Raw genomic sequence first — 11,651 nt, 5'->3', positions numbered from 1 at the left:
GCCCGCCGCCTCTTGGCGATACCCGACCGAAATCCCCCGCACAAAGGAGTGTCGGATGTTCACCGGCTTGATAACCGATATCGGCGAAATCCTCGAGGTCGCGCAATCGGGCGATCTGCGCGCCCGGATCGGATGCGCCTATGACGTCGGGGGGATCGCGCGGGGGGCGTCGATCGCCTGCGACGGGATCTGCCTCACCGTGATCGCCACCGGCACCGAGCCGCGCAACTGGTTCGATGTCGAGATCAGCGCCGAGACGGTCGCGCGCACCGCACTTGCCACGCGGCCCTGGACCCGCGGGCGGCGGGTGAACCTCGAGCGGTCGCTGCGGGTGGGCGACGAGCTGGGCGGCCACATCGTTTCGGGCCATGTCGACGGGGTCGCGCAGGTGGTATCGCTGCGTGACGAGGGCGGATCGACGCGCTTTACCCTCGACGCGCCCGAGGCGTTCGCGCGGTTCATCGCGCCCAAGGGCTCCGTCGCGCTGAACGGGACGTCGCTGACCGTGAACGAGGTCGACGGCACGCGGTTCGGCGTGAATCTCATCCCCCATACCAAGGCCGTGACGACCTGGGGCGAGCTGGCCGAGGGCGACCCCGTGAACCTCGAGGTCGACACGATGGCGCGCTACGTCGCGCGTCTGCGCGACATGGCCTGACCCGTCGCCTGTACCCGCCCGTTCCATCCCGACCGCCCTTACCGTTTCGTCACCGTCACCCTGGCGGGCAGATGTGAATGAAAGGTGAACATTTCCTCGCTCGCGCGGAAAAGATCGCGCACCCCGTTCACCTGACGTTAAGGCGCGTCTGCGATACCGGTGTCGCGCGCAGATGACGACAGCAAGACGACGGGGGCGGTCCGGCCTGGCAATCGGTCCGTCCGCCCGAGATTTTCACCGGTGGGACGATCGGCCGGGGGTAGCGCCCCGCCACTGTTCTTGCGCCGCAGAGGTGGCGCCACCTTTCCTCGCTTACGGGCGATCCGGTCATCGGGTCGCCCGACCCGAAACGCCCCGACGACATGCGTGCCGGGGGAACGCACCGCGTCGCGGATGACCGTCGCCTCTGGCCTTCGCCGTGGCGACCGGCTATCTGCGCGCGCATGGACGATATCAGTTATACCGACGCCATTTCCTCGATCGAGGAAATCATCGAAGACGCCCGCAACGGGCGGATGTTCATCCTTGTCGACCACGAGGATCGCGAGAACGAGGGGGACCTGGTCATTCCTGCCCAGATGGCCACGCCCGATGCCGTGAACTTCATGGCGCGCGAGGGGCGGGGGCTGATCTGCCTCGCGCTGGAATCGGCGCGTTGCGATGCGCTGGGGCTGCCCCTGATGGCATCGAGCAACTCGTCGCGGCACGAGACCGCGTTCACCGTCTCGATCGAGGCGCGCGAGGGGGTGTCGACCGGCATCTCGGCGCATGACCGCGCGCGCACCGTCGCCGTCGCCATCGACGCCGCGACGCAATCGGCCGATATCGCCACGCCGGGCCATGTGTTTCCGCTGCGCGCGCGCGAGGGCGGCGTTCTCGTCCGCGCGGGCCATACCGAGGCGGCGGTCGATATCTCGCGGCTTGCCGGGCTGAACCCCTCGGGCGTGATCTGCGAGATCATGAACGAGGACGGAACGATGGCGCGGCTGCCCGATCTCGTGGCTTTCGCGCAGCGTCACGGGCTCAAGATCGGGACGATCAGCGATCTGATCGGTTATCGTCGGCGCCACGACAACCTCGTCCGGCTGAGCGCCGAGCGGCAGGTGACGTCCGCCTTTGGCGGCGACTGGTCCATGCGGATCTACACCGACACCACGCAGGGCGCCGAGCATATCGTGCTGGTCAAGGGCGATGTCTCGGGCGACGATCCCGTGCCGGTGCGGATGCACGCGATGGACCCGCTGCAGGATATCGCGGGGATCGGCCCAGCCGGCGTGGCCGATGAGTTCCGCGGCGCCATGCGCGCCATCGCCGCCGAAGGTCGCGGCGTGCTGGTGCTGCTGCGCGACCTGACGATGCGCATCGCGAATGACGATGACGTGTCGCCACAGACGCTGCGCCAATACGGGCTCGGCGCGCAGATCCTTAGCGCGCTGGGGCTCAACCGCCTGATCCTGCTCAGCAATTCGCCCAGGCCCCGCATCGTGGGGCTCGAGGCCTATGGCCTCGAGATCGTCGATACCCGCCGCATCCCGGAGGATCGCTGATGGCCGGCCAGTCGCATTACGAACTCCCGGCCCCGCGTTTCGACGAGGCGCCAAAGCTGCTGATCGTCGTTGCCCCCTACTACCGCGATATCGCCGATGCGCTGGTCGCGGGCGCGCGTCGGGCGCTCGACGCGGTCGGGGCCACGCATGAAACGGTCGAGGTGCCCGGCGCGCTCGAGATCCCGACCGCCATCCGCATCGCCCAGCGGACCGCCGATTTCGACGGTTTCGTGGCGCTGGGCTGCGTGATCCGCGGCGAGACGACGCATTACGACACGGTCTGCAACGACAGTTCCAGGGCGCTGACGCTGCTGGGGCTCGACGGGGGGTGCATCGGCAATGGCATCCTCACCGTCGAGACCTACGAGCAGGCCGAGGTGCGGGCGGGCCCGCAGGACAAGGGCGGAGGCGCGGCCAACGCGGCGCTGCACCTGATCGCGCTGTCGCGACGCTGGTCGGGCGCGCCCAAGGGCATCGGGTTCCGCACCGGCGGCGAGGGCTAGGCCATGTCGGGCGACAAGCGCCAGATGAAATCGGCGGCGCGGCTTTATGCCGTTCAGGCGCTGTTCCAGATGGAGCATTCGCAGCTTTCCATCGACCGCGTCCGGGCCGAGTTCGAGACCCACCGCTTTGGCGCCGTCTACGAAGAGGGCGAGATGGCCGAGGGCGATGTCGACCATTTCCGCGCCCTGCTCGAAGGTGCCGTGTCGCGCCAGAACCACATCGACCAGATGACCGACCGCGCGCTCGTCGCCAAGTGGCCGATCGACCGGATCGACCCGGTATTGCGCGCGCTGTTCCGCGCCGCGGGCGCCGAGATGGCGACGATGCCCACCCCGCCCAAGGTCGTGATCGTCGAGTTCGTGGGGATCGCGCAGGCCTTCTTTCCCGAGGGCAAGGAACCGAAATTCGTCAATGCCGTTCTTGATCATATGGCCCGGCAAGCACGACCCGAGGCCTTCACGACCTGATCGCCCGGAGACGTCACCATGTCACATGCTACACGAATCCTGCCCCTTCTGACCGCCGCGCTCGCCGTCATGGCCGGGCTGGCCGGTGCCACCCTGGGCTTTGCCTCCCTGCTGGTGGTGTCGTTGCTCCTCGTCGCCAATGCCGCCGCGCGGACGCCCGAGCGCAAGCCGGTGCGCATCCGCACCGACCGCAAATAACGCGGATACGGCGTCGCGGCCTTGGGCCGCGGCCTCGCTTTCAGGTTTGATCGAGAGCCAGTCGCGAGGCATTGGCCGTAACGGTTGGGATCGCCTGTAAATCTTTTCAGATCGACCTGCTCAAACCTGCCGGTGGGATGGGCAAACGGCGGGACCACGACAACCGTGGGGATCGCGAATTCCCGAGGACCTGTATATACAGGTGGGCGTCAGGTAGCCGGACCACGGCCCGACCAGAGCCAACTCCCTCGGAATTGCTTAAGGCCACCGGAATTGCTCCCTTCACGAGAAGCGCAGTGCCCGCCTGCGACCACAGGTAGACCCGCCCGTGCCCCGCGACAAGGGGTGGCGGCGCGGTCTTTGCATCGCCCCGGCCGGATCGCCCGTAGCCGCCGGACGAATTGGGTATTTATCGAAGAGAAGACGAGAAACTTGCGGCGCGTTTATGTTTCGTTCACAGTTTGCGGATGAGTATGACCCTTGAGACGGATGCGATCCGCTCGCGCCCCGGCCAGCTTTTGGCCCGTGGTGTCGTGCGCCACCTTTTCGGGCACGGCTTTGTCTGCGTGGAGGAGTTGGTGCCGTGTCCGGGGCTGCGCGTCGATGTGATGGCGCTGGGCCCGAAGGGCGAGATCTGGATCGTGGAGTGCAAGTCGTCGCGCGCGGATTTCATGGGCGACGTTAAATGGGAGGGCTATCTGCAATGGTGCGACCGGTATTTCTGGGCCGTCGATGCCGAGTTTCCCACGGATCTGCTGCCCGAAACGAGCGGGCTGATCGTCGCCGATGCCTATGATGCCGAGATCCTGCGCATGGGCTGCGAGGCGCGGCTGCCGCCCTCGCGCCGCAAGGCGATGGTGCAGCGATTCGCGACCCATGCGGCGCGGCGGCTTCAGGCGATGCGTGATCCGGGCCTGGTGCTGGGCTCGTGACGCGTCAGCGTTTCTTGCGCGCGATCGCGCGCGCCCGCGCGGCCGAGGCGCGAATCTCTTCGGCGATCTCTTCGGCCTCGTCGGGCTCGAAATCCATCGGCACTTCGAGCCCCGGCCCCTCCACGTAGATGCGCACCATGCCGGCATCGGTGGGTCCGATCTGCAGGTTCGCCTCGATGTTGCTTTCGTCGTTGATGCCCAAGGGAAACGCTCCGTTGCGGGGGATGCCGAGGGCCTAGCGCGCGGGCGCAATCGCCGCAAGTCGCGGGCGCGGACGGGGTTGCATCGTTTCGCGCGAGCGACTAGATCGGCGCCGAGTGCCGCCTTAGCTCAGTTGGTTAGAGCGCCTGATTGTGGATCAGGAGGTCCCCCGTTCGAGCCGGGGAGGTGGTACCACCCCCATCCTCGCTCACTCCCCGTCCGTCTCGATGACGATGCGTTGCGTCACGCGGCGTCCCCCAGGGTCGAGAATCAGGATCTCGCCCGCATCGGTGACGACGGCCAGGAATCCGCGGCCGCGGGTGAATGCCTCGACCCGCGTGCCATCGGGCAGCGCGATGCCGGCGGGCAGGGGGGGCGCGGGGCGCGGCAGGCGCGTCCAGAACAGCGCCACGATCGCCACGATCCCCGCGATGGAGGTTGCGATCAATACGATCACCAGCCATTTCAGCGCCACGAGGCCCCTGTCGGCCGCCGGAGGTTCGTCCATGCCCCAGACCCTCGTTCACGTCGTCATCGCGGCCGATCCACCGTCCCGCCTTGATAAGGCGCTGGCCCGCGATGTGCCAGAGGCCGCCCATCTGAGCCGCTCGCGCCTTGCCCGGCTGATCGAGTGCGGGGCGGTCAGCCGGGGCGGTGCCATGCTGACCGATCTGCGCGCGCGCGTGGCCGAGGGCGACATCATCGCCGTCGCGGTGCCCGACGAGGTCGACAGCCACATGGCGCCCGAGGCGATCGCGCTGGATGTGGTGCACGAGGATGACGACCTGATCGTGGTGAACAAGCCCGCCGGCATGGTCGTCCACCCCGCGCCCGGATCGCCCGACGGGACATTGGTGAACGCGCTGCTGCACCATTTCGGCGAGGGACTCTCGGGCGTCGGCGGCGAACGCAGGCCCGGCATCGTCCATCGTATCGACAAGGACACCAGCGGGTTGCTGGTCGTGGCCAAGACGGACCGGGCGCATCACGGGCTTGCCGCGCAATTCGCGGCCCACACGGCGCAGCGGCGCTATCTCGCGATCTGCCACGGGGTGCCGGATGCCGGATCGGCGCGTCTGCGCGGCACGCGCGGCGTTTCGGTCGAGCCGGGCGGCACGATCAAGATCACCTCGGGGCTCGACCGCCATCGCCATGACCGCCAGCGCCAGGCGGTCACGTTCACGGGGGGGCGGCATGCGGTGACGCGCCTTGTCACCGAAGAGGCGCTTGGCCCGGCCGCGCTGGTGTCCTGCCGGCTCGAGACCGGGCGCACGCATCAGATCCGGGTGCATATGCGCCATATCGGGCATCCCCTGATCGGCGATCCGGTCTATGGCGGTGCGCGCCGCGCGCCGGGTGGCCCCGAGCCGGTGCGCGCGGCCCTTGCGGGGTTCGGGCGACAGGCGCTGCATGCCGCGACGCTGGGGTTCGAACATCCCGTTACCGAAAATGCCATGCATTTCGAATGCCCCTTGCCGCCCGATATTGACGGTTTGCTAAGCCTCCTGCGTCACAACCGCGTGTAGCTGCCGACAAAGCGTCGCGCGGGCGGACCTGCCGGGGCAGGGTGCCCATTGACGGATCGAGAGGGTGAACTTGAACTGAACCGATCGGTTCACCACATAGGATGCAACGGGCCCGAATAGGCCCCGATTGGAGGGATCATGGCAAGCTACGCGAACCTACCGGCGCCGTCCCCGGAACAGGGTCTGAACAGGTACATGCAGGAAATCCGGCGTTTCCCGATGCTGGAGCCGGACGAGGAATACATGCTGGCCAAGCGCTGGGTCGAGCACGAGGATACCGAGGCCGCCCACCGGCTGGTGACGAGCCATCTGCGGCTCGCCGCCAAGATCGCGATGGGCTATCGCGGCTACGGGTTGCCGCAGGCCGAGGTGATATCCGAGGCCAATGTCGGCCTGATGCAGGCGGTCAAGCGGTTCGACCCCGAAAAGGGGTTCCGCCTAGCGACCTATGCGATGTGGTGGATCCGCGCCTCGATCCAGGAATATATCCTGCGATCCTGGTCGCTGGTGAAACTCGGCACGACCAGCGCGCAGAAAAAGCTGTTCTTCAACCTGCGCAAGGCCAAGAACCGGATCGGCGCGCTCGAAGAGGGCGACCTGCGGCCCGAGAACGTGGCCCGGATCGCGAACGATCTCGGCGTGACCGAGGACGAGGTGATCTCGATGAACCGGCGCATGGCCGGGTCGGATGCCTCGCTCAACGCGACGATCTCGAACGATGGCGAGGGGTCGGCCCAGTGGCAGGACTGGCTCGAGGACGAGGGCGCCGACCAGGCCGGCGATTATGCCGAGCGGGACGAGCTCGAGACGCGGCGTGCCCTGCTGACCGACGCGATGGATGTGCTGAACGACCGCGAAAAGGACATCCTGACGCAGCGGCGGCTGCTCGACCAGCCGATCACGCTCGAAGAGTTGTCGGGGCAATACGATGTCAGCCGCGAACGCATCCGCCAGATCGAGGTGCGCGCCTTTGACAAGCTGCAAAAGCGCATGACCGAGCTTGCAGGTCAGAAGGGGATGCTGGAAGAGACCTGACGGAAGGAGGCGCGCGCGGGTCGAGGCGCGCGTCCCCCGCCCCTGATCGCCGACGATGCCGGAGACCCGTTCGTGGAGCATCTGATCCCGCTCCTTCTGGCCGCGTTCGTCGTCGGCATGTCCAAGGGCGGGCTGGCCGCGGCCGCGGCGCTGACCGTTCCCGCGCTCGCGCTGATGATGAACCCGGTGCAGGCCGCCGCGGTCCTGCTGCCGGTCTATATCGTCACCGACTGGGTGGGGGTCTGGCTCTACCGGCGGCATTGGTCGGGGCGCAACCTTGCCATCCTCGTGCCGGGGATGCTTGCCGGGACCGTGATCGCCACGCTGGTCATCCCCTTCACCCCCGAATGGGCGCTGCTGGCGGTGACGGGGGGCATCGGGCTTTGGTATGTCGCGCGCCGCTGGACGGCCCGCGCGCCCGACGCACAGGCCGGCGCGGCCGTGGGGCCGGGGCTGTTCTGGGGGGTGCTGACGGGGATCGCGTCCTTCATCACCCATTCCGGGTCGCCGCCCGCGCAGGCCTACCTGATGCCGCAGCAACTCGGGCGGCTGACCTTCGCGGGCACCATCGCCATTGCCTTTGCCATCGGCAACCTCGCCAAGCTGCCCGGCTACTGGGCGCTGGGTCAGCTCGACGCGCTGGATCTGCGGCTGACGGCCTTGCTGGTCGTCTCGGGGATCGCGGGCACCTTTGCGGGGCGGGTGGTGACGGGCAGGCTTTCGGACGACCAGTATCGCCGCGTCATCGAGCTCTTGCTGCTGGTGCTGTCGCTGCTCTTGCTGGGCAAGGCGGGGTGGTCGCTGATCCGACCCGGCGGCTGAGGCGTCCGCCCGAAACCCCCGGCGCTAGAGGATCACCCGCGGCTCTGGGCGGCCGGGGCCCAGTCCGCGCAGTGCGAAGGTCCGGCCATGCGCCGCGTTGCGGGTCAGGTCGGGCTGCGACAGCTCGGCCGCCGCCGAGGTGACGAGCAGCGTGGTATAGCCCGGTCCGCCAAAGACCGGGCAGCTCGACTGCGCCGCGGGCAGGGGATGCGAACCGCACTGGCGCCCCTCGGACGAGAACACCGCCACCCGCCCCGAACCCCACAGCGCCAGCCACAGGTTGCCGGCCGCATCCGTCACCATGCCGTCGGGGTTCACGCCCGCCGGGCGCAGGTCGATCAGCGGCTCGGGCTCGCCCAGGGGCCAGCCCTCGGCGTCGAGCCGCCAGCGCATGACCTGCCGCGTCGGCGTATCGGTGAAATAGGCCACCCGCCCCGAAGGCGCGAAACAGATCGCGTTGGCGATGGCGATGCCATCGCGCAGCCGGGTCAGTTGCCCCCGGAAATAGCGATAGATCGCGCCCGCGCCGCCATCGTCCCCGATGCGCATGGTCGAGCACCAGAACCCGCCATGCGGATCGGCCCGCCCGTCATTGGACCGGCTTGCCGGATCGTCGGCCTCGAGCGGGCAGAGCGGTTCCTGCGTGCCTGTCTCGAGATCGAGCAGCCGCAGATCCGTCGCGGTCGCCACGATCACCCGGTCGCGATCCACCCAGCCCATGGCCGAGGCAAAGCTGTTAAAGCTCCATATCCGCGTCTGCCCCGCCTCGCGCGACATAAGCCGCATCGACAGGATGTCGAACCACATGAACCGCGCCCGGACGGGGTGCCAGAACGCGCCTTCGCCCAGCAGGCAGCGCGTCGCGTCGAAGGTGCGCGCGACGCTCACGGGGCGACCGCGTCCCAGGCGGCAACGACGCGCGCCGCGCGGGCGGCCACCGTTTCAGGCGCGTCGCCGGGCCGGTAGAGTGCGCCGCCCAGCCCGAAACCCGTGGCGCCCGCCGCGCGCCACGCGGCGAAGTCGGGCGGCTCGACCCCGCCCACCATGTAAAGCGCGGTTCCAGGCGGCAGCACCGCGCACAGGGCGCGCAGCCCGTCCTGCCCCATGCGAAAGGCGGGAAAGATCTTGAGCGCGGTGGCCCCGGCCTTGAGCGCGGCGAAACACTCGGTCGGGGTGAGCGCGCCGGGCAGGCTGACGAGCCCGGCCTCGAGCGTGGCCGCGATCACGCGGGCGTCGCAATCGGGCGACACGATCAGCCGCCCGCCCGCATCCGCGACCTGCGCGACCTGCGCGGGCGACAGGACCGTGCCCGCCCCGATCTGCGCGCGGTCGCCATGGGCCTGCGCCATGGCCGCGATGCTGTCCAGCGGGTCGGGCGAGTTCAGCGGAACCTCGATGCGGGTGATGCCGGCGGCGATCAGCGCCGCGGCCACCGGGGCCGCCTCGGCGGGCGCGATGCCGCGCAGGATGGCGATGAGCGGCCGGCTCATCCCGCCGCGGAAAGCGTGGCATAGGCCGCGGCGAGGCCCGCGCGGGTCGCGGCCTCGGCATTGACGCGCAGCGGTGCCGCGCCCTGCAGCGTGAGCGCGGCGGCGTAGGGGCCGGTCAGCCGCCCCGCCCCCAGCAGCGCGACCCGCATGCCCAGCCAATAGGGCCGCGCCGAGGCGAGTTCGGCCCCGATCAGCAGCCCCGACAGCCGCGCCCGCGCGGCCCCCGGCGCGAGCCCGTCCAGCAGCGTCTCGGCGCGGATCGCGAACAGCATCCGCGCGATGGCCTCGGGGCGCGACAGCGCCTCGGTCACGCCCTGCGCGAACCCGTCCTCGTCCCAGTCCGGGCCGCCCGCGACATGGCGCAGCACGGTATGTTCGGACAGGGCGGCAAAGAGCTCTCCGGTCATGGCGGTCTGAAAGGACACGACCTCTCCGGCGCTGATGCGGGCCCATTTCGTATGCGATCCGGGCAGGGCGATCACCCCGTCGAAATCGGGAGTCGTGGCAAGGAACCCGGCGATCTGGGTCTCTTCGCCGCGCATGACATCCGCGGGGCGGTCCTGTTTCAGGCCCGGCACGATATGCAGGGCGATCCGCGGGTCGCGCGCGGGCGCGCGCAACAGCCGGTCGGACAGCGGCGTGCAGGGAACGGCGCGGTACGGCGCCTCGGCCCAGCCCTCTCGCGCGCCCAGCATTCCGCAGGCGATGACGGGTGTGGCGGGCCCGAGGCTCCAGTCGCGCACGAGTGTCATGAGCGCGCGTTCGAACAGGTCGGGCGTCGCGAGCGGGGCCGAGGCCGCCACGGCCTCGCCCAGCACGGTGTCGTCCGCACCCATGGCCCAGGCGCGCAGGTTCGTCGTCCCCCAGTCCACCGCGATCCAGGTCGGGTCGATCAAATCGTGTTCCCCCTCGGGGCATGTCGAGCGATCCCCAGCATGGGGCCGGCCCGCGCGCGCGGCAACCCCGCGCGACCCTTTCCACGCCGCCCGGCGCCTGATTATCTGGCGTCAACATGGGGGAGGGGGACGCATGGCGCTGAAATTCGCCGAAAGCCTGTCGCGGCTCGGCACCGAATCGGCCTTCGACGTGCTGGCGCGGGCCGCGCGGCTGTCGCAGGCCGGGATCGATATCGTCAATCTGGGGATCGGCCAGCCCGATTTCCGCACGCCCGAGCATATCGTCGAGGCGGGGGTGCGGGCGCTGCGCGACGGCGCGCATGGCTATACCCCGGCCAATGGCCTGCCCGCCCTGCGCGAGGCGGTGGCTGCCGACCTGCATCGCCGCCACGGGGCCGAGGTCGATCCCGGCCATGTCGTCATCGTGCCGGGCGGCAAGCCCACGATGTTCTTCGCCATGCTGATCTTTGGCGAGCCGGGCGCCGAGATCCTCTATCCCGATCCGGGCTTTCCGATCTATGGCAGCGCCATCCGCTATAGCGGCGCGACGGCGGTGCCCTATCCGCTGAACGCGGCGGGGGGCATGTCGGCGGATGACGTGCTGTCGCGCCTGACCCCGCGCACGCGGCTTGTCGTGGTGAACTCGCCCGGCAACCCGACGGGCGGCGTCACCCCGGCGGCCGAGATCGACCGCCTCGTCGCGGGGCTGGCCGGCCGCCCCGACGTGGCGATCCTGTCCGACGAGATCTATTCGCGCATGCTCTATGACGGGCAGGCGCATGTGTCGCTGCTGAATTATCCCGAGATCCGCGACCGGCTGATCGTGCTGGACGGCTGGTCCAAGACCTATGCCATGACGGGCTGGCGGCTGGGTTTCGGCATCTGGCCCGCACCCTGTCTCGAGCCGGTGACGCGGCTCTGCATCAACGACCATTCCTGCGTGAACGCGGCGACCCAGGCCGCGGGCATCGCCGCGCTCGAGGGGCCGCAGGACGCGGTCGACGCGATGATGCGGGCCTTTGCCGCCCGGCGCCGCCTGATCGTGGACGGGCTGAACGCGATACCGGGCCTGCGCTGCGCCGAGCCGGGCGGCGCGTTCTATGCCTTTCCCGACATCACCGGTACGGGGCTGTCCTCGCGCGACTGCCAGGACCTGCTGCTTGACGGGGCGGGGGTCGCGACGGTGGCGGGCACGAGTTTCGGCGCGCGGGGCGAGGGGTTCCTGCGGCTGAGCTATGCCGCCTCTGAAGGCGCCATCGAGGATGCGCTGGAGCGGATCGCGCGGGCGCTGGCCGGGCGCGGCGGCTGAGCCGGACGCGCCCCGCGCGCGGCCGGCCCGCGGGGGCCGTGCCGGACGACATGGGTATTTGGGAAA

General features: G+C 69.4%; 15 protein-coding genes, 1 tRNA gene and 1 other RNA gene. 11 read left to right on the top strand and 6 right to left on the bottom strand.

What is annotated here, in order from left to right:
- Nucleotides 1-55: 55 nt before the first annotated feature.
- From E2L08_RS01660 to E2L08_RS01640, 5 genes are all read left to right on the top strand, one after another.
- Nucleotides 56-658, top strand: coding sequence for a riboflavin synthase (locus tag E2L08_RS01660; RefSeq protein ID WP_133395296.1), 603 nt, complete (start codon nucleotides 56-58; stop codon nucleotides 656-658).
- A gap of 443 nt (nucleotides 659-1,101) precedes the next feature.
- Nucleotides 1,102-2,205 (top strand): 3,4-dihydroxy-2-butanone-4-phosphate synthase, encoded by a 1,104-nt coding sequence (gene ribB / locus E2L08_RS01655; protein ID WP_133395295.1) that lies wholly within the window; start codon nucleotides 1,102-1,104, stop codon nucleotides 2,203-2,205.
- Nucleotides 2,205-2,708 (top strand): 6,7-dimethyl-8-ribityllumazine synthase, encoded by a 504-nt coding sequence (locus E2L08_RS01650; protein ID WP_133395294.1) that lies wholly within the window; start codon nucleotides 2,205-2,207, stop codon nucleotides 2,706-2,708. The genes ribB and E2L08_RS01650 overlap by 1 nt, the downstream gene beginning before the upstream one ends.
- Nucleotides 2,709-2,711: 3 nt before the next feature.
- On the top strand, nucleotides 2,712-3,176 hold the full coding sequence (nusB, locus tag E2L08_RS01645; RefSeq protein ID WP_133395293.1) for a transcription antitermination factor NusB: 465 nt from the start codon (nucleotides 2,712-2,714) through the stop codon (nucleotides 3,174-3,176).
- Between the two features lie 18 nt (nucleotides 3,177-3,194).
- Nucleotides 3,195-3,374, top strand: coding sequence for a hypothetical protein (locus tag E2L08_RS01640; protein WP_133395292.1), 180 nt, complete (start codon nucleotides 3,195-3,197; stop codon nucleotides 3,372-3,374).
- A gap of 147 nt (nucleotides 3,375-3,521) precedes the next feature.
- Here the strand turns inward: E2L08_RS01640 and ssrS are convergent.
- A non-coding RNA gene (gene ssrS, locus E2L08_RS17470) (6S RNA) lies at nucleotides 3,522-3,677 on the bottom strand.
- A 170-nt stretch (nucleotides 3,678-3,847) separates the two neighbouring features.
- Between ssrS and E2L08_RS01635 the strand changes: the two genes are divergently transcribed.
- Nucleotides 3,848-4,306: an MmcB family DNA repair protein gene (locus E2L08_RS01635; protein WP_133395441.1), complete on the top strand. Its 459-nt coding sequence runs from the start codon at nucleotides 3,848-3,850 to the stop codon at nucleotides 4,304-4,306.
- A 4-nt stretch (nucleotides 4,307-4,310) separates the two neighbouring features.
- Here the strand turns inward: E2L08_RS01635 and E2L08_RS01630 are convergent, their stop codons facing one another.
- Complete coding sequence (locus E2L08_RS01630) at nucleotides 4,311-4,508, bottom strand: DUF6324 family protein (protein ID WP_133395291.1); 198 nt, start codon at nucleotides 4,506-4,508, stop codon at nucleotides 4,311-4,313.
- A 117-nt stretch (nucleotides 4,509-4,625) separates the two neighbouring features.
- On the opposite strand from E2L08_RS01630, the gene E2L08_RS01625 reads away from it, so the two are divergent.
- Nucleotides 4,626-4,702, top strand: a tRNA-His gene (locus E2L08_RS01625).
- Between the two features lie 13 nt (nucleotides 4,703-4,715).
- Here the strand turns inward: E2L08_RS01625 and E2L08_RS01620 are convergent.
- A complete protein-coding gene (locus tag E2L08_RS01620) occupies nucleotides 4,716-5,015 on the bottom strand; it encodes a DUF6476 family protein (protein WP_133395290.1) in 300 nt (99 codons plus the stop codon).
- On the opposite strand from E2L08_RS01620, the gene E2L08_RS01615 reads away from it, so the two are divergent.
- From E2L08_RS01615 to E2L08_RS01605, 3 genes are all read left to right on the top strand, one after another.
- Nucleotides 5,014-6,033, top strand: coding sequence for an RluA family pseudouridine synthase (locus E2L08_RS01615; RefSeq protein ID WP_133395289.1), 1,020 nt, complete (start codon nucleotides 5,014-5,016; stop codon nucleotides 6,031-6,033). The genes E2L08_RS01620 and E2L08_RS01615 overlap by 2 nt on opposite strands.
- A 138-nt stretch (nucleotides 6,034-6,171) precedes the next feature.
- A complete protein-coding gene (rpoH, locus tag E2L08_RS01610) occupies nucleotides 6,172-7,068 on the top strand; it encodes an RNA polymerase sigma factor RpoH (RefSeq protein WP_133395288.1) in 897 nt (298 codons plus the stop codon).
- A 72-nt stretch (nucleotides 7,069-7,140) separates the two neighbouring features.
- Entirely contained in the window at nucleotides 7,141-7,890 is a 750-nt protein-coding gene (locus E2L08_RS01605) for a sulfite exporter TauE/SafE family protein (RefSeq protein ID WP_133395287.1), read from the top strand.
- A gap of 24 nt (nucleotides 7,891-7,914) precedes the next feature.
- On the opposite strand, the gene E2L08_RS01600 is transcribed toward E2L08_RS01605, so the two are convergent.
- The 3 genes from E2L08_RS01600 to E2L08_RS01590 are packed head-to-tail and all read right to left on the bottom strand — an operon-like array spanning nucleotide 7,915 to nucleotide 10,276.
- Nucleotides 7,915-8,778, bottom strand: coding sequence for an SMP-30/gluconolactonase/LRE family protein (locus E2L08_RS01600; RefSeq protein WP_240757932.1), 864 nt, complete (start codon nucleotides 8,776-8,778; stop codon nucleotides 7,915-7,917).
- A complete protein-coding gene (locus E2L08_RS01595; RefSeq protein WP_133395286.1) occupies nucleotides 8,775-9,380 on the bottom strand; it encodes a 2-dehydro-3-deoxy-6-phosphogalactonate aldolase in 606 nt (201 codons plus the stop codon). Before E2L08_RS01595 ends, E2L08_RS01600 begins: the two co-directional genes overlap by 4 nt.
- On the bottom strand, nucleotides 9,377-10,276 hold the full coding sequence (locus E2L08_RS01590) for a 2-dehydro-3-deoxygalactonokinase (protein WP_133395285.1): 900 nt from the start codon (nucleotides 10,274-10,276) through the stop codon (nucleotides 9,377-9,379). The genes E2L08_RS01595 and E2L08_RS01590 overlap by 4 nt, the downstream gene beginning before the upstream one ends.
- Before the next feature lie 133 nt (nucleotides 10,277-10,409).
- Here E2L08_RS01590 and E2L08_RS01585 point away from each other — a divergent pair, with 133 nt between their 5' ends.
- Nucleotides 10,410-11,585: a pyridoxal phosphate-dependent aminotransferase gene (locus E2L08_RS01585; RefSeq protein ID WP_133395284.1), complete on the top strand. Its 1,176-nt coding sequence runs from the start codon at nucleotides 10,410-10,412 to the stop codon at nucleotides 11,583-11,585.
- Nucleotides 11,586-11,651 lie beyond the last annotated feature (66 nt).

The sequence above is a fragment of the Palleronia sediminis genome (assembly GCF_004358695.1).
Taxonomy (GTDB): Bacteria; Pseudomonadota; Alphaproteobacteria; order Rhodobacterales; family Rhodobacteraceae; genus Palleronia; species Palleronia sediminis.
Note: the sequence above shows the minus strand (reverse complement) of the source record. Positions and strands in the feature narration are given on the sequence as shown.

Bases quoted from the DNA above. Each gene is read 5' to 3' on its own strand.
- E2L08_RS01620 (WP_133395290.1), bottom strand. From the start codon at position 5,015: ATGGACGAACCTCCGGCGGCCGACAGGGGCCTCGTGGCGCTGAAATGG.
- E2L08_RS01595 (WP_133395286.1), bottom strand. From the start codon at position 9,380: ATGAGCCGGCCGCTCATCGCCATCCTGCGCGGCATCGCGCCCGCCGAG.
- E2L08_RS01640 (WP_133395292.1), top strand. From the start codon at position 3,195: ATGTCACATGCTACACGAATCCTGCCCCTTCTGACCGCCGCGCTCGCC.
- ribB (WP_133395295.1), top strand. From the start codon at position 1,102: ATGGACGATATCAGTTATACCGACGCCATTTCCTCGATCGAGGAAATC.
- E2L08_RS01615 (WP_133395289.1), top strand. From the start codon at position 5,014: ATGCCCCAGACCCTCGTTCACGTCGTCATCGCGGCCGATCCACCGTCC.
- E2L08_RS01660 (WP_133395296.1), top strand. From the start codon at position 56: ATGTTCACCGGCTTGATAACCGATATCGGCGAAATCCTCGAGGTCGCG.
- nusB (WP_133395293.1), top strand. From the start codon at position 2,712: ATGTCGGGCGACAAGCGCCAGATGAAATCGGCGGCGCGGCTTTATGCC.
- rpoH (WP_133395288.1), top strand. From the start codon at position 6,172: ATGGCAAGCTACGCGAACCTACCGGCGCCGTCCCCGGAACAGGGTCTG.
- E2L08_RS01585 (WP_133395284.1), top strand. From the start codon at position 10,410: ATGGCGCTGAAATTCGCCGAAAGCCTGTCGCGGCTCGGCACCGAATCG.
- E2L08_RS01635 (WP_133395441.1), top strand. From the start codon at position 3,848: ATGACCCTTGAGACGGATGCGATCCGCTCGCGCCCCGGCCAGCTTTTG.
- E2L08_RS01650 (WP_133395294.1), top strand. From the start codon at position 2,205: ATGGCCGGCCAGTCGCATTACGAACTCCCGGCCCCGCGTTTCGACGAG.